The sequence below is a fragment of the Flavobacterium channae genome (assembly GCF_021172165.1).
GTDB lineage: Bacteria > Bacteroidota > Bacteroidia > Flavobacteriales > Flavobacteriaceae > Flavobacterium > Flavobacterium channae.
The window spans coordinates 924,927-949,020 of sequence record NZ_CP089096.1; the positions used below are offsets into that span (position 1 = coordinate 924,927).

Here is a 24,094-nt window from a genome sequence, read left to right on the forward strand (position 1 = left end):
TTATTGTTTCTTGCGCATTTTCATGTTTAAAAATTCAACTGCTAACGAAAATGCAATTGCAAAGTACAGATAGCCTTTTGGAACTGCCCCTACGTGTTGACCAGCTAATTCAGCATTAGATAAATGCATACTTTCTGTAATTAACATAAACCCAATTAAGATCAAGAATGCCAAACCTAAAATTTGAATCGAAGGATTTGCATTTACAAAATTACCAACAGGAACTGCAAATAACATCATAATTCCTACAGAAATCACAACGGCAGTAATCATAATGGTTAGTGCGCCTTCCACACCATTTGTCATACCAACAGCTGTTAAAATACTGTCTACTGAAAAGATTAAATCGATTAAAAGGATTTGACCAATTACGCTTGCGAATGATTTTGAAGACGAAATTTTCAATTCTTTTTCTTCTTCACCTTTATGATCTACTTTTTCGTGAATTTCTTTGGTACTCTTATAAATTAAGAACAAACCTCCAAGCAAAAGTATCATAGCTTGTCCGGTAATATCAGCTGAAAACCAACCAAAATCGAAACTAAACCATGGTTTTTTCATTGCAATTAGTAGTGTAATTCCAAAAAGCAATGCAATTCTCATAAACATGGCTAAGAATAAACCTATTCTTGTCGCTTTCTTTCTATCTTCTTGAGGTAGTTTACCTGTTACAATCGAAATAAAGATAATGTTGTCAATTCCTAAAACAATTTCTAAAAATGTTAAAGTTAGCAAAGCAATCCAAGCATCCGGGTTTAAAAAGATTTCCATTTATGATAGGTTTTAAAACTAGTTATACGATTACTAATTTAGTTTTGTTACAGTACCACGTTGTTTTTTTGAATCGCCAACAAAAGAATATTCAAAAGTGTAAGAATTGGCATTTGTAGTTAAAATTTTCATTTGAACTGCCTTTTTTTCTTCTCTGTTTTTAGGATGAATATTTTGCATTACATATTCGCAATCATTTGTCCAACGCACTTTGAAAGTATCTATTTTTCCTTCGTAAGTTTCTATTTGAATCGAATCGTTTCTTTCAAAAGTACTGGTGTATTTTTTGCCTTCAATTTCAGTTTCAGAAGAGAATTTTCCTGTTTTAAAATCGGTACAATTACGTTCTTGTTGGTAGCAAGAAGTTAGTAAAGTAGCAAAAAGTAAATAAAAGATTGTTTTCATATTATGAATTTGAATTTTTATCTCCATCAAACATACTTTTAACCAAGGTGTTAATTCCTTTGTAAATTAAAAACATAGCGGCTAAAGCAATTATGATTCCCAATGCCAAAACATAAGGATATAATGGATGCTTTTCGTTTTTAAAAGCACTATTGATGATTATAGGACCAAGAAATAAAAGTGGTAACGAACCAGAAAGGTATTTTATCCCTTTTGCTAATAAATTTTTATCTGTAGCCATTAGAAATTAATTCGAAGTCCAACACCGTTAGAATTATTCACAATATTCAATTCAAAATTATCACCCAATGTTTTTTGTTGTTCAGGTAAACCTGAGTTATATATTTCAATACTTTTTTCAACCATTTTCTTTCTTCCTGATAAAATAGGAATCGAAACCGCCATTAAACCAATTCCAGCGTAAGTAATTCCTGAAGGGTATTTTACATCGGAAGTTAATCCCATAACCAAGTCAGCAACTGTTCCACCAATTCCTAATCCTAGAATTAATCCTCCAAGCGATTCTTTAGTTTTTGCTTTTTTAAATAAATGCAATGCTTTTAAATCGGAAGCCAATACTTTTTTAGTTTCAAATGAAGATAATTGTTCTCCATCTTGATAAATTTTTCCATTATTGTATTCCAATTTTTGAGCAAAAGTTATTGAAAAACCTAACATTGCTAAGATTAAAAGAAATTGTTTCATTGTATTTTTTATTTGTTGTTATTGTAAAAGTTTACTGCATTTCTAACACTTCCGTGCGTTTCTAAAAGTTTTCCTGCTTCTTCATAGCTAACCGGAATTTCATCCATTATCATTCGAGTTCCTCGATCAATTAATTTGGTGTTGCTCAATTGCATGTCTACCATTTTGTTTCCTTTCACTCTTCCTAACTGAATCATAGTTGCGGTAGAAATCATGTTTAAAACTAATTTCTGCGCTGTTCCTGCTTTCATTCTCGAACTTCCTGTAACGAATTCTGGTCCAACTACAACATCAATAGGAAATTGTGCTGTTTTTGAAAGCGGACTTTCAGCATTACAACTAATACTTCCAGTACTAATATTATTTTGATTGCATTTTTCTAATCCACCAATTACATATGGAGTTGTTCCCGAAGCGGCAATTCCAACTACAACATCATTCTCATTGATGTTCCATTGTTGTAAATCTTTCCAAGCTTGCTCTCTGTCGTCTTCTGCAAATTCAACCGCTTTTCTAATTGCCGTATCGCCGCCTGCAATAATTCCGATGACCAAATCAAATGGTACACCAAAAGTTGGAGGACATTCAGAAGCATCAACAATTCCTAATCTACCAGAAGTTCCAGCTCCAATATAAAACAAACGACCGCCTTGTTTCATTTTTGAGACAATTTCGGTAACCAAATTTTCAATTTGTGGTAATGCTTTTTCAACAGCTAATGGAACAGATTTATCTTCATTGTTAATGTTTGCTAACAAATCAGAAACTGACATTTTTTCTAAATGTTCGTATTTTGAAGATTGCTCGGTAGTTTTGGTAAAGTTCATTTTTTAGTTGTAAAGTAGCTAAGTTACAAAGTTATTCTCAATTGGACTGAATTTGTGAGACATTAATGTGAATGTCCCATTTCGATAATATAAGCCAAAACAAAACCAAAAACAATCATTGTTATTTTAGCCAAATTAAACTTATGTCCTTCATTACTTTCAAAAATAATGGTAGATGAAATATGGAATAAAATTCCAACAACAACTGCCGAAATTTCCTTAGAATAATGTTGGGCAAAATGCATTTGTTCTGCTAATAATGTTCCAAGTGGCGTCATTAAGGCAAATGAAAACATAAAGGCAAAAACCATTAGTTTATTCATTTTAGCATTTACAAAAAACAAAGTAAGAATGATTGCAATAGGGAAGTGGTGAACCGCAATTCCGTAAGCTAAGCTATTGTTGTTATGAATAGGAAATCCTTCTAGCAATGCGTGAATACACAAACTGATGAATAATAGCCATGGAATATGGTGCAATTCGTTATGTTCGTCTGTATGCACATGAACGTGACCGTGTTCTGCTCCTTTTGAGAAAAACTCCAAAAGAATTTGAAACAAAATCCCTATCATGATAAAAACACCAACAGGCAAAGTGATATGCGCTTCTTCTCCTTCATGAACATGATGATGTCCTTCGCTAAATAATTCAGGAAGTAAATGCAAAACAGTTAATGATAATAAGAAAGCACCACTAAAAGCCAAAAGCAATTTGATGTTTTTCTTTTTTTGAGGTTTTAAAAGTAACGCGAATAAAAAGCCTAAAATTACGGCTGAAAACGTGATGATATATTGCATTATTTAAAAATCATAATTAAACGTTCTGATTGATTTTTGTAGAATTTTCGCAATTTGTAATCGCCAAAAATATCCAATAAGAAAATCCCAGCATCTTCCATTATTTGCTCAAAATCTTCTAATCGGAGTGCTTGCACTCTTTCTGTAAAATGGAATTGCTGACCTTCGTCTTCAAAAGAAATTTCTTTAAAAATGTGTCCATCTTTGTAATAACGTTTGATGTGAAAATCAATGCCATCAACCGATTTTACTTCGTCGGCAACCAAATTTTCTAAAACATAATCTGCATTCATAAAATCAATTACTGCAAAACCAGTTTCAGTTAAGCTGTTATGAATTGCTTTTATGGTTTTGTAATTATCTGCATCGTCTTCGAAATAACCAAAACTAGTGAACAAATTAAAAATTGCATCGTACTTTTCATTACAAGTTTCACGCATATCGTGAACTTTAAAATGCAATTTTTCATTTGAAAATTTTGAAGCTTCTAGTATGCTATTTTCAGATAAATCGGCACCAGTAACGTCAAAACCTAATGAGTTAAGGTAAATAGCATGACGACCTTTTCCACAAGCCAAATCTAGTATTTTAGCATCTTCAGGTAAATTTAAATAATGCGTTAAATTGTCCATTAACAATTGCGCTTCTTCATCATTTCGCTCTTTGTATAAAATATGGTAATATTTAGTATCAAACCAAGATTCAAACCAGTTTGAGGTTGATTGACTATTTATTGTTGACTGTTTATTGTTGTTTTCTGACATTTAAAAGAGATTGATATCTTTGAACTTGCAAATTTAATGTATTTTTGCACAAGAATACCGTATTATCGATATTGCATTTGAATTTTGCAATTGAACTTGAATTTGAATAATGGAAAATTTTAAAATGACGGCCAAAACCTTTTTTGGCTTTGAGGAAATATTAGCTAAAGAGTTACAAATGCTAGGAGCTCAACAAGTGGAAATTGGTACACGTGTTGTAAGTTTTAAAGGAGATAAAGGTTTTATGTATAAAGCCAATTTAGCTCTACGAACAGCACTAAAAATTTTAAAACCAATTAAGACTTTTAGAGCTTATAACGAAAAAACATTGTATGATGGAATCAGATCGATTGATTGGTCAGATTACCTAACAGAACACAATACATTTTTAGTTGAAACTACTTTACATTCAGAAAATTTCAATCACAGTCAGTTTGTTGCATTAAAGACAAAAGACGCTATTGTTGATCAATTTAGAGATTTAAATGGAAAACGTCCAAGTATCGATAAAGATTTTCCAGATTTACAAATTCACGTGCATATTGACAGAGATAATGTAACAGTTTCCTTAGATTCTTCGGGAGCTTCGTTGCACCATAGAGGATACAGAAGTGCTACTAATATTGCCCCAATTAATGAAGTATTAGCAGCAGGAATGTTAATCATGTCAGGTTGGGATGGAAAAAGTCATTTCTTAGATCCAATGTGTGGTTCTGGAACTATATTAGCTGAAGCCGCGATGATTGCTTGTAATATTCCGACTAACATTAATAGAAAAGAGTTTGCGTTTGAAAAATGGAACGATTGGGATGCAGAATTATTTGATGACATTTTAGAATCGTTGTTGAAGAAAACACGCGAATTTCATTATACAATTAAAGGCTACGATAAAGCGCCAAGTGCTGTTTCTAAAGCAAAAGATAATGTTAGAAATGCCAATTTAGATGAATACATTAGTATTTCAAATGAAAACTTTTTCGATTCTAAAAAAGAAACAGAAGGTCCGTTGCATATGGTATTTAATCCACCTTATGGAGAACGTTTGGATATTGATATGGAACGTTTTTATAGAGAAATTGGCGATACATTGAAACAAAATTATTCTAATACCAATGCATGGTTCATAACAGCTAATTTAGATGCGTTGAAATATGTTGGTTTAAAACCAAGTAGAAAAATTAAACTTTTCAATGGTAAGCTAGAAGCACGTTTGGTAAAATACGAAATGTATGAAGGAAGTAAAAAAGGAAAGTATTTAAATGATAAGTAAAAAGTAGAAAGTTTAAAGTAAAAAGTAATTTCAACAATAAAACATTAATACAATGAGCAAAAAGGTAAAAGCATTTTTATATAATTTATTAGGGTTTGTAATTATTTATTTACCAACGTTATATTTAGTTGATAAGTACACCCATTTAAATGGATTGTGGATTCCAATGACGGCATTTATGGTAGCATTGATTTTGGCACCAAAATTTCAAGCAATTAAAACCCACAACGGTGAAAAAATCTACATGAAGTGGTTCTTTATAAAAGGCGTTAAAGAAGTAAAATAATAAAATCCCGAATGTGAGTTCGGGATTTTTTTTCTTTATACTTTAAAAATGGCGAGTAGCCATAAACAACTTTTTGAGTTTTGAGATTAACGTCCCGCCGGCTTTATGAAGTGGCGGATTTTTATTACTGATGTTTACAAATATACCGAAAAGACTGAAAGAAAAAACCTCTTTCGGAGAAAGAAAAATATTCACTGACCATTACCGAAAAAAACTGAACTAAGCCATTTTATAAAACCGCTGTTACCAGATGTTTCTTTCATTTGTAATTTTGACTTTCGAGGGAAATATAATCTTTTAAATTTTCAAATTTTCTATCGATACTAATTAACATCATAAAGAAATTAGTGATTGTGAAAAACAGAACTATAGAACTCCATTCTTTACCATCACTTAAATCGTATTTATTTCTCTTAAATTCCATTTCTGCATTCGGACCGCCATGAATATATGAAGATAAAGTATTGTATTTTCCAAGTAAAATAGGAATTAACTCCTTGTTCACTTTGTTGAAATGATTGTCTGGTAATGGATTTTTGATTAAAAAATTTTGTATTTTTTTTATATCAAATTGTTTGCCTTCTCGATTAAAATTGTCGTATTCAGTTTGAGTCAAATCATCAAAATCAGGAGATAATTTCTTTTTTAAATTTTCAAAAGTAGCATTATTAGCTTCGCCTGTTAGCATTCCGTCGACACCAAGTTGATACATGTCTTTTTTAAAGCATTCAGTAACAAAATAATCGGTATAATATTTTTTTCCAACGTCATCATTATTATCAAGGTGAAAGCGATAAAAAATATAATAGCTTACGAGAAAATGTTCAACAATAGTTCTTAAAAGACAATTTGCTGTATAATTAGATTTTATATTTTGTATGTCAGATTGAAGAGCTTTAATCTTTTCAATAAAATTTAATGTTGCAGATAATACTTTTGGGTATTTTGAATTATTTATATAATCCTCTAAATTTTCGATTCCATCTAGTTGTTTTTCTACAATTATGATATGTTTTTCTGTAATCATCATTAGGAAGATTGGTTTGTCGTGCAGTTTTTTTGAAATATCTGGTAACGTTCTGTGGCTTGCTCTCAGTGGCGTTGCACCAACACCAAGCCATTACAAATATAACAAAACATTCCATTCAGCAGAGGATTTTCCGTAGGAAAATCCGGAAGTAGCCATTGAAGCAAACCGCTGTTATCTCTATAATAATTCCGCAAGTACCCTTTTGCACTTAAAGTACTGTATTTATTGACTTTATAAAAAATACTAAAGCAAATTTAAGCATAAAAAAGCATCAAAATACTTGATTTGTTGTACCAATTGTTGTACCTTAGTACTCCGTTGCACTAGAATGAAACACTAGTAAAATCGATACTTTCACTCGTTTGCACCGCTTTACAAATATAGTACAACATTTCTAATATTCTATAATTATGGCATCTATTAAATTAATACTACGCACCAACCAGAAAGATCAAACAGGTAAAAGCCCTTTGTACATTAGAATTATAAAAGATAGAAAAACGAAATTTATCACTGCCGGACTCAAACTTAAAGAAAGTGATTGGGATGAAGCAAAGCAGAGAGTAAAGAAAAGCTATCCTAATAGCGCGCGAATGAATGCTGCACTTGCTCAAAAAATTGCCGATGCTGAAGGACAAGTTGCCGACATGGAACGAAAAGTAAAAACCGTTTCCATTAAAAAACTAAAAGAAGCCATAAAAGGTAAAGAAGTACCAAATTTCTTCGAGTACTCACGTAAACATTGTGAACGAATCAAAAACAACGTTTCCATTTCAACCTATAAAAATTACCATGCCTATTTAGATAAGTTCGAAAAATGGGTAGGAACCAAGGAGGTTTATTTTGATGACATTACAGTTTCATTATTAATGGACTATATGAGTTATCTAAGCAACGAACTAAAAAACGGAAATACAACACAACGTTATTCGATTATGATTTTGGCGATTATGTTTAAAGAAGCTATCAAAGAAGACTTAATTCCTGAATACATGTATCCGTTTAGTAAGTTGAAATTAAAGAAAGACCCAAGCAGAAGACAGTTTTTAAAGAAAGAGCAATTCGAAGCGATTATCAATTATAAACTAGATGAAAAATCAAAAGCGAGTGTATATCGCGATATGTTTATCTTTTCAATTTTCGCTGGAGGATTACGATTCAGTGATGTATTAGAATTTCAAGTAAAACACTTCAATGAAGAAGAAAGAAGAATACAAAAAGTAATTCGCAAAACAGGAAGAATGCATCAGTTTAAAATTGGTCAGTTAGCATTGGACATCATCAACAAGTACAAAAAGGAAGATGCAGAACAAGACGACTTTATATTCCCTGTAATCACAAATAAAGAGCTGTATTTAAAGAATGATGAATACCGTTATACTTTTATTGAAAGTGCCAATAAAGCAGCTAATTTTCAATTACAGCGCATAGCAAAGAAATTAGAAATTCCAGTAAAAGTAACATTTCACATAAGCCGCCATACCTTTGCAACCAATGCTTTAAATAACGGAATGAGAATTGAGCACGTTTCAAAACTAATGGACCACCGCGATATTAGCACAACCCAGGTATATGCTAAAATCATTTCAGAAGAATTAGACAAAGCGGTTGACAACTACATCTACTAAAACAGAACGAGAGTAATTACTTCAAAAAATTACTCTCGTTTTCTTTTTCGAAGGTAAATTTTATCCTTTTTTACTCCTGAATTCCAAAAACCTAGCAAATACAAGCCCTCGCAATTTTGTTGAAAACTTGTACGAAAAACAACGCAAAGCGGTACTGAATTTGTTCTAATTTTAGGCATCCCAAATATTAAAAAAAATCCAAAATCATATTGAAATCAACTTGAAGTATACCTGAACTTCAAGCAACTATACCATTTCAAGTAGTGACATTGGAAAAAGTGTAACCAAATAACAAATAATGAACAAATTTAACACCGGCAAAAAACGTGAACTTGAAAGGGCAAAACATCAAAAAATCATTATTCTCAGAATGGAGAACTATCGACACAGCACAAAGTGCAGCTTCTATTTTTGACATTACGCACGACCAGGAACCCACACTGGAAAACTATTGTATTGCTTTACTTGAAAAAGTATTTACAATCCCACAATCCCAACTACCCGAATTCATTAACTACCAACTCCAACTTGCCCAAGACGGAAACACTTGGTTAAACAAATTCGAAAAATTATTAGCCAACAATGAAGAACTATTCTTTAGCCAAAAAGCATTGAGTAGATTCAATAAATTGTACAACATCATCGAGAAAAAACGAACAGAGCTGCAATCTTCGAGCGTAAAAGAAACCAAACAAATAACTCCGAAAAGGTTAATCAATGCCGAATCGGAAGATCGTTATTTTTCATTTTTTGAAATCAAACATCAGGTTGAAAAAATGGAATCGTTCAATGAAAAAATAATCTTTTTGAACGAAGAAATTTTCGAATACCGACAAGCCGACATCATTTCAATCAACAACAAGCTGCAAGCTTATGACCAGCAATGCGTACAATTCATCGAAAAATTACAAACGCTTCGCAAAATGCGTTCGGAAATTGAGAAAGAAAAAGAACTAGAACTGGAGAAAAAACTAATAACTAAAAAACTAAAATTTAACGGAAACCTAAACCAATTAGTAGATATATTCTACCAACTAAGTCGCGAACTATTTGTTGATGGAAAATCATTTATTGATGCTTCCAATGGCGACATAGTAAATATGATCGTCAATAACTTTATCGACAAAGACAACAACGAAATAAGTCCCCAAACAGTCGAAACCATCCTCAAACCATCACGAGGCGATAAACGACCAAAGACCCACAAACGAATAGACCTCGATAACTTACTCTAAAAAATAATAGTCCCTTGGGACCCGATTGGGACTAAGGGACTTTTTTTTACTTCACAATTTTGCTCCATAAACTTTTAAAAACTACGAAAATGGAAGCAATTATTTTAACAAAAGACCAGTACAACGACTTAATGGCAAAATTAGATGCAATTCAAAGCCAACTAAACGCCAAGCCAGACCCAAAGAAAGAAACCTTCTTAGACAATCAAGAATTCATTATGCTGATGAAAGTCTCAAAACGCACCGCACAAACCTGGAGAGATGAAGGCAAAATTTCATTCAGTCAAGTAGGAAGTAAAATCTACTACAAACTTTCTGATGTTGAAAAACTACTACAAGAACACTACAACAAATCATTCAAAGGAAAATAGTATGAAACAGTGCAACGGAACATGTGAGGTTTGTGACTGTAAAACAGGAACAACCACAAAAACTATTCACTAATCACTAATCACTTTTCACTCAAACATGATAACAATCTTCAAAAACTTCAACGAAGTAATAGAACACAAAACAATTCCCGAAATCCTGCACGAAATCAAAACAGGAAAGTACAGACCAGGGATAACCTATTTGCGTAAATCATTAGCCGAAAACAAACTAGAAGCCTATGAAAAAGCCAAAAAATCATTACCTGCATTCACACCTTCAGGAAAATTCGTGGGTGGAAGAAAAATGGAATTTCTGGAAGCATACTCCAATTTCATAATCCTAGACATCGATAAATTAAGTCAAACCGATTTACAAAACGCAAAGCACAAAGCCAACCAATCCGAATACACCTATGCAAGTTTCATAAGTCCATCAGGTAATGGATTAAAGATTTTAGTAAAAGTAAACACCACAAAAGAAGACCACAAAGATACTTTTTTGGCCATCCAAAAACACTATGAAACCCTATTAAACCATGAAATAGACAAATCCGGAAAAGACATAACCCGACTATGTTTCTACTCATTCGATGATAACCTCTATCAAAACGAAGCTGCAAAGACATTTGTCACATCGAGCGAAGTCGAGATGAGTTTGAGTGCAACATACTCAAACCAATCCAGTCACACTGAGCCTGTCGAAGTGCCACAACTACCAACTGCCACTGCGACTGCGACTAACAGCGAAGCTGTGTATAATCACTGCATCCGCTTCACCGAAAAAAAAGTGCAATACGCGACAGGTAGCCGAAACGTATTCGTACACCAACTCGCGTGCAACCTAAATCGAAAAGGCATTTCATTAAACGAAGCACTAAGCTTCATACTAACAGACTTTGGTTATGATGAAAAAGAAGTAACACAAACCGTTCACAGCGCCTACGGAAACATTCACGAATTCGCTAAAGATTCCCATCCTCTGGAGGGGTGGCCGAAGGTCGGGGTGGCTAACAACAAGTCAAAGAACAACAATAAAGTAGCAGCTAATAACAACAATCAAAACCTGTCACCTCGAGCGGAGTCGAGAGGCGACTTCTATGAGGACGAAGAAGAAGAAAAAACAAGAATAACACCAATCGACAAACTTGAAAACTTTTTAACATCACGATACAATTTCCGTCACAACATAGTATCAGGTAAACTAGAATATCAACAGCTTTCAAGCTCCTCCCTTTCGGGGAGGTCGGGTGGGGCTAAAAAGAAATGGCATGTAATGAATGACTTTATAGAAAACTCAATGCTCAGAGAATGTTTAAAAGGAAGAATCAAAACAAATCTTTCTTCTTTGCGAAACCTATTGTATTCCGATTTCTGTGAATTGTACAATCCATTCGAAGATTACTTTTTCAATCTACCATCGTATGATGAAAAAACAGATTACATTTTAGAGTTGGCAAACACCATAACCACAACAAAACAAGAACTTTGGCAAGAGTGTTTTAAAAAATGGATAGTGGCAATGGTGGGTTGTGTTCTAGATGACAAAGTTATCAATCACACGGTAATTGTATTTAGTGGAAAACAAGGATTAGGAAAAACCACTTGGGTAGAAAAACTAGTACCTAGAAAATTAAAAGAGTATTTGTTCTCAGGAACCATAAACCCAAACAACAAAGACACTTTAGTGCAGCTTTCAGAATGTATGTTAATCAACCTGGACGAATTAGAAAACCTAAACCGTTCCGAAATTGGAAGCTTAAAAGAAATCATTACAAAGACACAAATCAGAATGAGAAAAGCCTACGGACACAACAACGAAACCATGCCAAGACGCGCATCATTTGCCGGAAGTGTCAACACAGCGCAATTCTTAAACGATAGTACAGGAAGCAGACGATTCCTTTGTTTTGAAGTGGAAAACATCCAATACCAACACGAAATCAACATTGACAATGTATTATCACAAGCCTTGTATTTATTTAAAACAGGATTCAGACATTGGTTCGACCAAGAAGAAATCAAAAACATAACCGAAAACAACGAACAATACCAACTACGAAGCCCAGAAGAAGAATTGCTTTTAACATGGTTTGAACCTTGCGATAGAGAAAATACCACCCACTATTTAAATGCTTCTCAAATAGCGGCAAAACTAGCCGAAAGAGCAAAAATCACCATCACCGATGGAACAATAAACAAAATCGGAAAAGCTTTAAAAAAACACAATTTCACAAGACTAATGCGAAAAGGAAGTCCAGTCTACGCAGTAAAAGAATTTACCTACGAAGAAGTAGATCAAGCCAACCGACAATCCGAAATATAAACTCAAAAAAATCAAAAGTGGTAAACGAAAGTTGCCACTTTTTTTTCTGCCAACTGACCACCTTTTATTCCCCCTTTGGGGGTTAGGGGGCTCGGGGTGTAAGGGGTGTAACCAAATTTCCACACAAACATTTTGAATTTTTTTACTTTTCAAATTTTCTAGCAACATCGGCACAATCAAAAGCAAATCAATAAAGGACTAAGTGTAGTTTGCACCCAATTCCTCAAATAAATCTGTTTTTTTAAGTTCTGAAAAAATAAAAATCTTTTACTCGTTTTTTCCCTACACCCTACACCCTGCGGTATTTTGCAGTATTTTTCATCAATTTTAACGTAAATACGGTTTTCCACATTTTTCTTTCCGTTGGATTTTTATATATTTACGTCCAATAGTTAAAACTTAATCTCATTAGGATACTTTTAGCTATTAATCATATTTTTTAAAGTATAAAATTCTAAAGAGATAGACATAAAAACTATCCAAATAATAACCCATGAACAAACAAGACCTTATCTCAAAAATAAAACAGCTCGATGGCATTTCGCAAGACGAACGTGCTTACCTAATCAATTTAGTAAATACTAAAAAGAAATACGGTTTGGTTTGGGAAGACAAACCAGAAGCTGTGGAAGAACAATTACGAGATAATTTACCAGTTTTAAAGGAAGTTAAAGACAAAGCAATTATCAATGGCGAGGACAATCCTAACCATATTTTAATAGAAGGCGACAATTTACACGCTCTTACTGCATTAACCTTTACTCACGAAGGTAAAATTGATGTAATCTACATAGATCCTCCTTATAACACAGGAAATAAAGATTTCAAATACAACGACACTTTTGTAGATAAAGAAGACAGCTACCGTCACAGCAAATGGTTATCTTTTATGGATAAACGTTTGCGGATTGCAAAACGATTGCTAAGTGATAAAGGGGTTGTTTTTATTAGTATTGATGATAATGAACAAGCACAACTTAGACTATTATGTAATGAGGTTTTAGGTGAAGATAATTTTATTACAAATATTATTTGGCAGAAAAAAACAGGTGCTTCAGATGCAAAAACTATTGATACTATTACTGAATATATTTCAGTATTTACTAAATCAAATTCATATCAAACAGAAATTTTTAATAGAAATAGAGACTCATATGATTTAAAACGATACAGAAATCAAGACGAATATTTTGAACATAGAGGTCCTTACTATTTAGACAGTTTAGATAGAGGTGGTTTACGATATAGTGATTCTTTAAATTATGGGATTAAATGCCCTGATGGAACAATTTGTTTTCCAAATGGAAGAACTGAATTTATAAATGATGGTTGGACTTGGAAGTGGGGTAAATCCAAGTTAGAATGGGGTATAAAAAATAAATTTATAGACTTTAGAAAAGCTGATAAAAAGGCTTCTGGATGGACTGTTTGCTACAAAAATTATCTCAATGTTGATAACGAGAATAATTTAATTGATCGTTCTGCACCGCTTAAAAATATGATAATTGATATTAAAAATGCTGATGCAGCTGCTGATATAAAAGAAATTTTCACTGATAATATTTTTAAATATACTAAACCAGTTAAATTAATTCAGCGTATAATTAATTTTTCTAATAATTCTAACTCTATAATCCTCGACTTCTTTGCAGGCTCTGGTACAACGCTTCATGCAACTATGGCATTGAATGCAGAAGATGGTGGGAATCGTCAGTGCATTTTAGTAACCAACAACGAAAACAATATTTGCGAAGAAGTAACTTACGAAAGAAACAAACGCGTTATTCAAGGATATACCAATGCCAAAGGAGTTGCTGTAGAAGGTTTAAAAAACAATAATTTGCGCTATTACAAAAGCGAGTTTGTAAGTCGTGATACCTCGTTAAAAAACAAACGCGAATTAACCTATTTAGCTACAGAACTATTATGTATCAAAGAAGATTGTTATACAGCGTTTCCTTCAAAAGAAAAATGGTTCAAAGCTTTTACTAGTAAATCAACTCAATTTATTGTGATCTATGATGAAATGCGTATTGAAGATAGTTTCGAAATCATTGAAGCATTGCATACTCAAAAAACAAACGATAACCCTGTAAAAGTATATGTATTTAGCCATGGTCAATATCCTTTCACGGAAGACTTTGAAGAGGTTTTGCCATTAATTACCCTTTGTGCATTACCAGATGCTATTTACAAAGCGTATCAAAATGTGTTGCCTAAAAAGAAACGTGAAGTTGTTCCTGTGTTAGAGGAAGATGCAGTAGGCGAAGAAGAAAATTTGTTCAATCAAGACGCCCATTAAAATGTTAAATTCTTAAAAAAATGAATTTATATTATAAATACATAAAAAATAGTTGTACTTTTGCCGGTAATAATACCTGCCATGCCTCTCTACGATGCACACTTTGGCAGGTTTTCGATTTTTATACTGTATCCTTAAATCCTACAAGCCATGCAGTATAAAAAAGCACCCATCACCATTACCGAACAAATAGAAAAATTACAAGCTAGAGGGCTTGAGATTGCTAATCCAGAAAAAGCAGCACACTATTTATCTAACATCAGCTATTATCGTTTACGAGCTTACACCTATCCATTTCAAGATAACGAAGCAGAAAACCATCCCTTTAAAAAGAAAATTTCATTTGAAGAAATCATTCATTTATACGTTTTTGATAGACAATTACGCTTGTTGATTTTTAATGCTATCGAAAAAATTGAGGTATCCTTCAGAACACAAATTATCTATCAATATGCTTTGGTTCATGGAAGTCATTGGCATTTAAAACCAGAATTGTATAACAACCCAGTGTACTTTGCTGAACATATAGCCAGTTTAGAAAAAGAAATAGACCGTAGTAATGAAACGTTTATAAAACATTACAAAAATAAATATACAAAACCTACAAGTCCGCCAAGCTGGATGAGTCTTGAGGTTAGCAGTATGGGATTACTTTCCAAACTATTTAAGAATTTAAAAAAAGATGCTACTAAAACTAGTGTAGCAACTTATTATGGTTTAAAAGATGTAGATGTATTATGCAACTGGATGTTTTGTTTTAGTATTTTAAGAAATACTTGTGCACACCATGGTAGAGTTTGGAACCGTAGGTTACCAGAAATAACCATTCCAAGAAAGACACTTTATCCATATGTAGAAAACAAAACTTTTTACACAAATAAAACCTATGCTATACTTTGTAATATTATGTATATACTAAACAATATTAGTCCAAATCATAACTTTAAAGCAAATTTAGTAGCATTAATGAGTAATTGCCCTTTGGCACAAGAAAAAGAAATGGGTTTTCCAAAGAACTGGAAACAAGAACAATTTTGGAAGTAAATAATTTATGATACATTTAAAAAATTACCAAGAAGAAGCCGTAAACGACCTTACGAAAAACCTATATAAATTATTAAAAAAACCAGGTGCAAGACAAAATTTAATTTTCAAAGCACCCACAGGTTCAGGTAAAACCGTAATGATGGCATCATTACTTAACAAGTTTTGTGAAGAATTACCAGAACGCTATGAATTAGAAAAACGAAAAGCAGCTTTTATTTGGATAGCACCTAACAAATTGTACATTCAAAGTTACAACGCTATGAAAGGCTTTTTTGCCGAAATGCGTTCCATAAAACCTATTTTCTTTGAAGATGTTTCAAATGATGAATTACTACCAAACGAAGTGTTGTTTGTAAATTGGGAAAGCATCAATAAAGAGAAAAACACGATGATTAAAGAAAATGAAACCAATAAAAATCTTTATAGTTTCATTAATAAAGCCAAATTAAACGATACAGAAATCATTGTCATTATAGACGAAGAACACATGTTTGCGAATACAAAAACAGCAAAACGTGCCAATGAAGTATTACAAAAAATATATCCAAAAGTAGAAATTAGGGTATCGGCAACACCTACAACTAGTAGTGATTACAGAACTTTGGTAGAGCGTCAAGACGTTATTGCTGAAGAAATGATTAAAGAAGGAATTATTTTAAATCCAGCTTTAGATACCATACAACAACAAGGACGTTCATTAGAAGAAATTTTATTAGAGCAAGCGTTAGCAAAAAGAGAAGAATTACGTCAAGCCTATGAAAATTTAGGTGTAAAAATCAATCCTTTATTGTTAATCCAGTTACCAAACGATTCTAGTGATAACAACACAGCCGATGATGAAAAATATATCGATATAGTATTACAAAACTTAGAAGTCAAATACAATATTACCGTTAATAATAACAAACTAGCGGTGTGGTTATCAGGGAGAAAAGACAATGTAGCCGATATTGAAAAACCAGATAATATGGTGGAAGTATTATTATTCAAACAAGCCATAGCTTTAGGTTGGGATTGTCCTCGTGCAGGAGTTCTTTTAATTTTTAGAGAATTAAAAAGTACCACATTCACGATTCAAACGGTAGGTAGAATTTTGCGTATGCCGGAACAGAAGCATTATCCTAATCCATTATTAAATCAAGGATATGTTTTTACCAATTTAAGTAAAAATCAAATAGAAATAGTTCAAGATGATATGAGTTATATCACCATGAACAAGGCTCGTAGAATTGAAAACTACATGCCAGTTTATTTAGATTCTACTTACATCAATACTCGTATTGTTAGAAATCGTTTAGGGGCAAAATTTAGAACTGCTTTGTATGAAATTGCAGAATTAAATTGGGAAGTAAAAAGAGAAATAGGTTCAGACCATTTTTTCGAAATCAATAAGCAATTACTAAAAAAGCGATTCATCAACACGGATATTAATACCATAGAAATTGTAATTCCTGAAAATGTATTACTAACTGGTGAGGTGGAAACACAATTAGTTACAGAAACAGCTCGTTTTGCCAAAACGCCTAGTGAATTAGCGCGTTTGTTTAGAGATTTTTGTCGTTCATTAACGGCTCCTTATGCAGCGGTCGATAGTACTCCTGTTTTAGAAGGAGCTATGAAATATTTCTTTGAAGATTATTTTGGTATCATCGAGTATGATGCTATTAAAATAATGTTGTTTAACGATAACCAACCTATTTTCATCGAGTTAATTGAAAAAGCAAAGGAGCGTTATCAAGAAATGCAAGAAGAAAAAGCAAACAAAGCCACAAAAGATATTCAAAATTACAAATGGGAAGTTCCTGTTGAAAGAATCTATAATGAATTATATGATGAAAAAGAGAATGTAGAAAAACATGCATTAGAACCTTTTTATGAATACAAAAGAGCTTCTTCACCTGAGGTTAGATTTGCTGCATATTTAGAGGAACAAAAAGAAAATCTACATTGGTGGTATAAAAATGGAGAAAAAGCAAAAGAGCACTTTGCTGTACCTTATGAGGATTATCTAGGCAAACAAAGTTTGTTTTATGTTGATTTTGTGATACTAAATAAAGCGGGAATTACTTGTTTATTCGATACCAAAACAGCAGGTAGTGACCCAGCCAATGCTCATTTAAAACACAATGCACTAATAGATTTTATTGCAGAAAGAAATGAAAAAGGACATAAAACAATTGGAGGAATATTAATTCCTAAAGATAATAATGGAACAACAACTTGGTGGTATTGTAAAAACAAAATCACCAATACAAAAGATACGAACGGTTGGGATAGATTTGACCCTGTTAACGCAAAAGAATAACATTTATATACTAATCACTATAATTTCAATTGTTATGGGGTTTAGAAACTCATGTTAAAAAAAACGGAAAAAGTTAACACGTTCAAAAGTTCATGTTAAAAAAACAGTAAAAATTACCCATGTAATAAAAGCCAGGAGTAAAAAAGAGGAAAATTTATACAGGGGTAATGTAATATAAATTAAAAATAAGAGCCAATTAAAAACACAAATTAATTAAACCATATGGCTATACTACACGAAGATATTTTTGGAGGAGGAAAAGCAATCGAAATCATTGTTAGATGGCACGATATTTTAATTACCGATTTTAATAGAAGCAACACCACAACAATAGAACAGATAAAATCACTTCTAAAAGATGTTGAATATAAGACCTACTTTTTAAAAGTAAATGACAAAGAACAAAAAATTGTTATTCCTTTCGAAGCTGAGGGGTTTCAATTAGACCTTGTTGTAGTATGGGATGCACAAACTTTTAGTTATAAGGCAGCTGTTAAAAGTAAAAAGAAATCAAAGATTGTTCAACCTATTGCATTACCTCAAGATAGTAAATACTATATCGAAGAAGTTTGTAAATTGATTTTTATAGATCAAAACGAATCTCGTTTTCCTATTATTGAACAAAAAAATCTCTACGAAAGAATCAATAACTTAGAAATTGCTCCTATTGCTAAATTAGAAAACGATAGAGAAATTTGGTACAAATGGATTGAAGCACAAGACTTGTTATTACAACGAAATGCCCAACCCTTTAAAGTTAGAAAATACCACCATCCAGTTGAATTCAATAATGAAAAAGGAATTACAACAAAATACAAGTTCAAAGTTGATTTAGAAGTTAAAGAAAGTAGAGAATACAAAGAGGTTGAAGAAGAATTACTAAATGAATTTAGTATCAAAGAAACATTTGATAAAGAAGGAAACATCTTTTTAAAATTTGATGACATCTACCGTGGTTTAGATGCGGTAATTCATAAAAAATTCAACCAAATAATTGAAAGAGAAAAATCAATTGGGGCAATATTAAAATTAAAGCCAATATCTATTTCAACAAGATTTAAAAATGTTTTCAAGGCGCTAAACTATGATATTGATTGTAAAACAGTAGAAATTGAAAAGAAAGAAAGAAAAACAGTTCTATTAGAAGTTACGGCTAACAAAGTCCCTTTTGAAACACTTCAATCTTATTTTGATAGTCAAAATTATGAGCTAAAAGAAGTGGTGGGTGAATTTTTAGTACTTTGTAATTCAGACGTATTAGAGAGTAAAAGAAATGAACTTTTGGAAAAAGGTCAAGTACTGCCTAAACCAAGCAATAATGTTTTCAAAATCACTACTGAAAACGAAGAAGATTTGACAGTTTTTAATTGGACATTGAAAAAGATTTTTGGAAAAGATAAAGTTAGAATTAGAAAAAAATACTACTATCAAAAAAAACGAGTTGAATCAGAAAATAAAGTAATTTCAAAATTCACAGAGGAATTCTGGAATGATATTAAAAGAGATTTATATTTTTTAGATTTTAATGTGGTTGTAAACGAACTTTCTGATACTATTTCATTTGATTTTGAAACAAATGAAGAATTTTTCGAAAAGTTTAAAAAAATAAGAGAGATAAATAAATTTGATTTTAGTTTATCTCCAACAGATCCTGAATTTAAATTTAAAGTAAAAACCAATTTGGTTAAAACCAAAACAGAAAAACAAGTTTTACAAGACAGAATTCACGAGTTAGCCAATGTAGAATTTCTAATTGATACTTCTAAAAGTGAAAAAAATAATAGTTACCTATCAATTGGTAAATTAAATGCGTATGAATCTGACACAACAAGCTTAACATTTTCACTGGCATTACGCGGTAAAGAAGATAAAAAAATAGTAGCTAAACTATTGGACTATTTAGAGGATAATAAACCAATTCGTGAAGTATTTCCTAATTTGAAAGGAGACCAAGCAAAAACAAATTGGTTAAAACAAGCTATGGCTAAAATTGTAGCACCTACAGATAGACCAAATGGCAAATCAGTAAACCCTCGATTGGGTGAATTTATTTTTGATTCAAGCAAATCAGAAGAAATTTTTAAAGATCTAACACCGCAAAGTGAAGAGTGGGAAGCAATAAGAAAAAATGAACTATTAAAATTAAACGATTCCCAGCGTAAAGCTATTCTAGCAGCTTTACATGCAAGAGATTTATGCTTGTTGCAAGGTCCTCCAGGAACAGGAAAAACCACCGTTATAGCAGAATTGATTTGGCAAATGATTAGTAAAAATCAAAACCAAAAGATATTGCTTACCTCTGAAACAAACTTAGCGGTAGATAATGCGTTGGAAAAATTATTGAACAAAGACCATACGTTAGTTAAACCTCTTCGTTTTGGAAAAGATACCAAATTTGAGGAAGAAGGAAAAAAATATTCAATCAACAGAATAATGAAATGGTTGGATGATAATTTCGTTCCAGTTGAGTTTGAAGATGACTCATTAGAAGAAAATGATGAGGAAGAAGAATTGATACAAGACAACCCATATAACAATGCTATCCAAATTTGGATGAATCGTATTGCTGAGAAATCACATCAAACAAGCAATCATAAGTATGAAGCAGCTTTAAAAGATTGGGCTTTTGAATTGTCACAACCAACAGCTTCAGTGAAAAGGTTATTTAAAGATAAGTACTTTAAGTATGCTAATGTTATTGGTAGTACATGTAGTTCAAGTGGTAGTAATGATTTTGCTAAAAGTTACCAATTCATTTTCAATACTAAAGAGGCGTTCAAAATAGATGCAGGCGATAAACGTAATTGGATAAATGTAGAATTTGATACGGTAATTATGGACGAAGCGAGTAAAGCAACTCCACCAGAAATGTTATTACCGCTGTGTTTTGGGAAAAAATCAATCGTTATTGGCGACCATCGACAATTGCCACCAATGCTTAATGAAAAAGAATTTAAAGAAGCATTATTAGAATTGAATACGGAAAGAGCTTTAAAATTAGCGGAAGAAATTGATAAAGATTTTGTTGAAACAAGTCAATTTGAACGTCTTATTTTGAATCCAAAAGTGCCAAAATCAATTGCAGCTCGTTTAAATATTCAATATAGAATGCATCCAAAAATTAATAATGTAATCAAACAATTTTATACGGGTGAAACAGATGAAGGTTTAGAACCTGCTCAAGAGTTAATTACACATGCCGATTCGGAAGATTTATCAAATCCTTTCTCAAGATATCACGGACTAATAAATCAAGGCTTTATAAAACCAGACGTGCATACTATTTGGATTAATGTAGACGAACCTGAAGAGTTAGTAAGTACTTCTAGAGTAAATGAAAAGGAAGTGGAAGCGGTAAAAAGAGCACTTACTTATTTGAAAAATGCAGAAGGTTTTGAGGAATATTTTAACCATTTTAACAGCATCAAAGACGAAGATAAACGACTACAAGAACAAGAAATTGGAATAATTAGTTTTTATGGTCAACAATTAAAAAAATTGATTGATGTTAAAAAATATGCTCAAAAAGATTTAAACATCCCTATCAGACTTAAAACAGTAGATAAATTCCAAGGAATGGAGAGAAATATTGTAATTGTCTCAACGGTTAGAAGTAATAAAATTTTAAAGGCAGGACTAATTGAAAAAAATCATGACATTGGTTTTGCTAAAGCTCCAGAACGTTTAAATGTGGCACTATCAAGGGCAAGAAGACTATTAATCGTTGTAGGTAATTTGAAGTTTTTCGAATCGTATAAAGACAAAAACGGAAATGCTATTTACAAAAACGCTATTGAAATTATTCGTCAAGAAGGATTAATAATTGATGATTACAAAAAACTTAACAAATACAATGCATAAAGAGTTAGACATAGAAATATACAAGCATTTAGAAAATGTCATGTCAACAGGTGAAATCTACATAGGTCACCTAAATTATGATTTTATTTTTTCTAAAGTCAATTATTTAGCTACTTGTACAGAGGCTATTCCTTTTACTCCTTTTGATAAAGTAATTTGTCAATTATTAACAATAGATGAACAATTGAGCTTTGAGCAAATTGGTGATATTTTGGGTATGAATGTTTATGAATCTTCAAATCCAAAACGATATTTAGATGTTGCTGAAAAAGAAATTTTAATGGAAGCATTACAGTCTCTTGCTTCAGGTGAGTTTGGTAAAATGATTGAAGGTGGTGATATCAATTTTTCAAGATGCAGACTTACACCTACTGGAAGAGAATATGCTAAAATGAAATCTAAATTTAAAGTTACAATCAATAAACCCTTTGAATTATACTTTGATCACACAACAGGTGATAATTTGAAGGCAAAAGAAAATTTTGAATTTACTAAAGGAATCGCAGTACATAACTATCTTGGAATTTCAATCGATTTTGAAGATGAAGATTTTATAAAAGAGATTGCAGCTACGCAAATCCCCGATATATACAATATTGAAAAGAAAAATTCTTTTACTGATGCAATAGTTGTAAGTAAACAAGATTTTTACAAAACATACCCCATTGCAATAACTTATGATAGTAACGAAAAGATTTTTAAGGCTTATTGTTTTGATGAGAAAAATAAAAAAATACAAAAATCATTTAGCCAATGGATAAATAATGACAGCTATGTCAAAGATGAAATCCTAGCAGCTTTAGATAGTAAGGAAACTGTAAAAACGGAAGTAAAATATAATGAAGTTTATGAAGAAGCTATAAGGCATATTGATAAAAACAATCCTTTAATTCAAGTAAAAAATGAGTTGTTAACTAAAGATATATTTGATGAATATTTCTTTTTAAATAATTTTAGTTCTTTAGTCCCGCATCATAGCAAATATGATTTGTACATATGTTTAACATTTTGTTCTGAATCTATTTTTGACCAAATTTTTCAAATTTTACAAAAAATTGAAAACATCGAATCTAAAATATTTATTGTATTTCCAGAAATTTTGAAAGATGAAGATGATGCTAGATATGAAAGTTTACTCGCTCTAGCAAATGATTCTGTTAATTTATTCATTACTAAAAAGAATGTAAAAAATTCGTTTTTCATAGTTGAAACAGATGAGGATGCAAATTATTATGAAATTGTAATTGGGCAAATAGGAAAATATTCCAAATCATTTTTCAATAAGAACAAATGGGATGATAGAGGAATTAAAATAAAAGATTACATCAAAACCGAGTTTTCTAATGATTATGCACTAACAATCTGTGATGAAATAAATAGAAGTATTCAAAACGACATGGAAGAAGATATAGCATCAATTGAACAAATTGAAGAACTAGATTTTTACAATGTAAAACTAAGAGTATTTGAAGGTTTAGGCATGTATGAAGAAACTATTGACGAAGCACTTCAATTGTTAGAGAGTTTTAAAGAAAACCGATTAGAAAGACTTGAAGAACAAATAATTGATAGTTTTGATGAAATTGAAGAAGATTTAGAGACGATTACTAATGAAAAAGAAGGATATAATCTAAAGAAAAAACTAGAAAAAATAAAAAATCAAATTAATAGCAACAATCAAAAGCTAATCAATCGTTTTGAACAAATTAAATTAAATATTGATAATAAAATTGAAGAATTTGAAGAAGCTAAAAGGGTATATCCTTTCATAATTGACACAAATATTTTCATAAATGATCCAGGCATAATTTCAAAAATTAATAAGAAACATAAAATAATCATTGCTGCCAAAGTATTGGATGAATTAGATGGTTTTAAAGCCAATCCACAACTCAAAGAAACGGCAACAAAAATTATTAGAAGTATATCTTCTTCAAAGAGTCATAATATCCACAGAGCAAAAGCAAATTTAAATTTGTTACCACCAGATTTTAATAAAAGATCATCGGATAACATGATATTGGCTACGGCCTTAATGTATCAAGATCAAAAAGGTTACTTAGTGACTGAAGATAAAGGACTAATTGAAAAAGCCAAAACAGTAGAAATGAAAGTCTTAAATTATCAAGAATTTGCAAATAAATTTTTATAACTAAAAAAATAGAGT

At 31.6% G+C, this 24,094-nt stretch carries 19 protein-coding genes; 11 read left to right on the forward strand and 8 right to left on the reverse strand.

Annotated features, from left to right (window positions below; genetic code table 11):
• From LOS89_RS03985 to LOS89_RS04015, 7 genes are all read right to left on the reverse strand, one after another.
• Complete coding sequence (locus LOS89_RS03985; RefSeq protein ID WP_231836564.1) at positions 1-771, reverse strand: TerC family protein; 771 nt, start codon at positions 769-771, stop codon at positions 1-3.
• 33 nt (positions 772-804) lie between these two features.
• Positions 805-1,176 carry a DNA topoisomerase IV gene (locus LOS89_RS03990; RefSeq protein ID WP_231836565.1) on the reverse strand — a complete coding sequence of 124 codons (372 nt, stop codon included), beginning with the start codon at positions 1,174-1,176 and terminating at the stop codon, positions 805-807.
• Between the two features lies 1 nt (position 1,177).
• Positions 1,178-1,417, reverse strand: a complete 240-nt coding sequence (locus tag LOS89_RS03995) for a DUF6095 family protein (protein ID WP_231836567.1) — start codon at positions 1,415-1,417, stop codon at positions 1,178-1,180.
• Positions 1,417-1,881 carry a hypothetical protein gene (locus LOS89_RS04000; protein ID WP_231836568.1) on the reverse strand — a complete coding sequence of 155 codons (465 nt, stop codon included), beginning with the start codon at positions 1,879-1,881 and terminating at the stop codon, positions 1,417-1,419. Before LOS89_RS04000 ends, LOS89_RS03995 begins: the two co-directional genes overlap by 1 nt.
• Before the next feature lie 8 nt (positions 1,882-1,889).
• Positions 1,890-2,708, reverse strand: coding sequence for an N-acetylmuramic acid 6-phosphate etherase (gene murQ / locus LOS89_RS04005; RefSeq protein WP_231836569.1), 819 nt, complete (start codon positions 2,706-2,708; stop codon positions 1,890-1,892).
• A 62-nt stretch (positions 2,709-2,770) separates the two neighbouring features.
• Positions 2,771-3,505 carry a ZIP family metal transporter gene (locus LOS89_RS04010; RefSeq protein WP_231836570.1) on the reverse strand — a complete coding sequence of 245 codons (735 nt, stop codon included), beginning with the start codon at positions 3,503-3,505 and terminating at the stop codon, positions 2,771-2,773.
• Positions 3,505-4,269 carry a class I SAM-dependent methyltransferase gene (locus LOS89_RS04015; RefSeq protein WP_231836571.1) on the reverse strand — a complete coding sequence of 255 codons (765 nt, stop codon included), beginning with the start codon at positions 4,267-4,269 and terminating at the stop codon, positions 3,505-3,507. Before LOS89_RS04015 ends, LOS89_RS04010 begins: the two co-directional genes overlap by 1 nt.
• A 109-nt stretch (positions 4,270-4,378) precedes the next feature.
• Here LOS89_RS04015 and LOS89_RS04020 point away from each other — a divergent pair, with 109 nt between their 5' ends.
• The gene (locus LOS89_RS04020; RefSeq protein WP_231836572.1) at positions 4,379-5,539 is read left to right on the forward strand and encodes a THUMP domain-containing class I SAM-dependent RNA methyltransferase; all 1,161 of its coding nucleotides are present in this window, start codon (positions 4,379-4,381) and stop codon (positions 5,537-5,539) included.
• A gap of 52 nt (positions 5,540-5,591) precedes the next feature.
• Positions 5,592-5,825, forward strand: coding sequence for a hypothetical protein (locus LOS89_RS04025; protein ID WP_231836573.1), 234 nt, complete (start codon positions 5,592-5,594; stop codon positions 5,823-5,825).
• Positions 5,826-6,084: 259 nt separating this feature from the next.
• Here LOS89_RS04025 and LOS89_RS04030 read toward each other — a convergent pair whose 3' ends face one another.
• On the reverse strand, positions 6,085-6,855 hold the full coding sequence (locus LOS89_RS04030) for a DUF5677 domain-containing protein (RefSeq protein ID WP_231836574.1): 771 nt from the start codon (positions 6,853-6,855) through the stop codon (positions 6,085-6,087).
• 410 nt (positions 6,856-7,265) lie between these two features.
• Between LOS89_RS04030 and LOS89_RS04035 the strand changes: the two genes are divergently transcribed.
• The 9 genes from LOS89_RS04035 (at position 7,266) to LOS89_RS04075 (ending at position 24,079) form a co-directional block, all read left to right on the forward strand.
• Positions 7,266-8,483, forward strand: coding sequence for a site-specific integrase (locus LOS89_RS04035; protein WP_231834652.1), 1,218 nt, complete (start codon positions 7,266-7,268; stop codon positions 8,481-8,483).
• 326 nt (positions 8,484-8,809) lie between these two features.
• Positions 8,810-9,718, forward strand: coding sequence for a hypothetical protein (locus LOS89_RS04040; RefSeq protein ID WP_231836575.1), 909 nt, complete (start codon positions 8,810-8,812; stop codon positions 9,716-9,718).
• 89 nt (positions 9,719-9,807) lie between these two features.
• The gene (locus tag LOS89_RS04045; RefSeq protein WP_023572038.1) at positions 9,808-10,089 is read left to right on the forward strand and encodes a helix-turn-helix domain-containing protein; all 282 of its coding nucleotides are present in this window, start codon (positions 9,808-9,810) and stop codon (positions 10,087-10,089) included.
• A gap of 97 nt (positions 10,090-10,186) precedes the next feature.
• Positions 10,187-12,412 (forward strand): VapE domain-containing protein, encoded by a 2,226-nt coding sequence (locus LOS89_RS04050; protein WP_231836576.1) that lies wholly within the window; start codon positions 10,187-10,189, stop codon positions 12,410-12,412.
• A gap of 493 nt (positions 12,413-12,905) precedes the next feature.
• The gene (locus LOS89_RS04055; RefSeq protein ID WP_231836577.1) at positions 12,906-14,714 is read left to right on the forward strand and encodes a site-specific DNA-methyltransferase; all 1,809 of its coding nucleotides are present in this window, start codon (positions 12,906-12,908) and stop codon (positions 14,712-14,714) included.
• Positions 14,715-14,864: 150 nt separating this feature from the next.
• Complete coding sequence (locus LOS89_RS04060; RefSeq protein ID WP_231836578.1) at positions 14,865-15,758, forward strand: Abi family protein; 894 nt, start codon at positions 14,865-14,867, stop codon at positions 15,756-15,758.
• Between the two features lie 7 nt (positions 15,759-15,765).
• The gene (locus LOS89_RS04065) at positions 15,766-18,066 is read left to right on the forward strand and encodes a DEAD/DEAH box helicase (protein ID WP_231836579.1); all 2,301 of its coding nucleotides are present in this window, start codon (positions 15,766-15,768) and stop codon (positions 18,064-18,066) included.
• A 222-nt stretch (positions 18,067-18,288) separates the two neighbouring features.
• Positions 18,289-21,927, forward strand: coding sequence for a DEAD/DEAH box helicase (locus LOS89_RS04070; RefSeq protein ID WP_231836580.1), 3,639 nt, complete (start codon positions 18,289-18,291; stop codon positions 21,925-21,927).
• Positions 21,920-24,079 carry a PIN domain-containing protein gene (locus LOS89_RS04075; protein WP_231836581.1) on the forward strand — a complete coding sequence of 720 codons (2,160 nt, stop codon included), beginning with the start codon at positions 21,920-21,922 and terminating at the stop codon, positions 24,077-24,079. Before LOS89_RS04070 ends, LOS89_RS04075 begins: the two co-directional genes overlap by 8 nt.
• Positions 24,080-24,094 lie beyond the last annotated feature (15 nt).

What these genes read in the sequence shown, in the direction of transcription:
- LOS89_RS04045 (WP_023572038.1), top strand. Translation starts at nt 9,808, where the DNA reads ATGGAAGCAATTATTTTAACAAAAGACCAGTACAACGACTTAATGGCA.
- LOS89_RS04050 (WP_231836576.1), top strand. Translation starts at nt 10,187, where the DNA reads ATGATAACAATCTTCAAAAACTTCAACGAAGTAATAGAACACAAAACA.
- LOS89_RS04065 (WP_231836579.1), top strand. Translation starts at nt 15,766, where the DNA reads ATGATACATTTAAAAAATTACCAAGAAGAAGCCGTAAACGACCTTACG.
- LOS89_RS04070 (WP_231836580.1), top strand. Translation starts at nt 18,289, where the DNA reads ATGGCTATACTACACGAAGATATTTTTGGAGGAGGAAAAGCAATCGAA.
- LOS89_RS04010 (WP_231836570.1), bottom strand. Translation starts at nt 3,505, where the DNA reads ATGCAATATATCATCACGTTTTCAGCCGTAATTTTAGGCTTTTTATTC.
- LOS89_RS04060 (WP_231836578.1), top strand. Translation starts at nt 14,865, where the DNA reads ATGCAGTATAAAAAAGCACCCATCACCATTACCGAACAAATAGAAAAA.
- LOS89_RS03990 (WP_231836565.1), bottom strand. Translation starts at nt 1,176, where the DNA reads ATGAAAACAATCTTTTATTTACTTTTTGCTACTTTACTAACTTCTTGC.
- LOS89_RS04015 (WP_231836571.1), bottom strand. Translation starts at nt 4,269, where the DNA reads ATGTCAGAAAACAACAATAAACAGTCAACAATAAATAGTCAATCAACC.
- LOS89_RS04020 (WP_231836572.1), top strand. Translation starts at nt 4,379, where the DNA reads ATGGAAAATTTTAAAATGACGGCCAAAACCTTTTTTGGCTTTGAGGAA.
- murQ (WP_231836569.1), bottom strand. Translation starts at nt 2,708, where the DNA reads ATGAACTTTACCAAAACTACCGAGCAATCTTCAAAATACGAACATTTA.
- LOS89_RS04000 (WP_231836568.1), bottom strand. Translation starts at nt 1,881, where the DNA reads ATGAAACAATTTCTTTTAATCTTAGCAATGTTAGGTTTTTCAATAACT.
- LOS89_RS04075 (WP_231836581.1), top strand. Translation starts at nt 21,920, where the DNA reads ATGCATAAAGAGTTAGACATAGAAATATACAAGCATTTAGAAAATGTC.
- LOS89_RS03995 (WP_231836567.1), bottom strand. Translation starts at nt 1,417, where the DNA reads ATGGCTACAGATAAAAATTTATTAGCAAAAGGGATAAAATACCTTTCT.
- LOS89_RS04035 (WP_231834652.1), top strand. Translation starts at nt 7,266, where the DNA reads ATGGCATCTATTAAATTAATACTACGCACCAACCAGAAAGATCAAACA.
- LOS89_RS04055 (WP_231836577.1), top strand. Translation starts at nt 12,906, where the DNA reads ATGAACAAACAAGACCTTATCTCAAAAATAAAACAGCTCGATGGCATT.
- LOS89_RS04025 (WP_231836573.1), top strand. Translation starts at nt 5,592, where the DNA reads ATGAGCAAAAAGGTAAAAGCATTTTTATATAATTTATTAGGGTTTGTA.
- LOS89_RS03985 (WP_231836564.1), bottom strand. Translation starts at nt 771, where the DNA reads ATGGAAATCTTTTTAAACCCGGATGCTTGGATTGCTTTGCTAACTTTA.
- LOS89_RS04030 (WP_231836574.1), bottom strand. Translation starts at nt 6,855, where the DNA reads ATGATGATTACAGAAAAACATATCATAATTGTAGAAAAACAACTAGAT.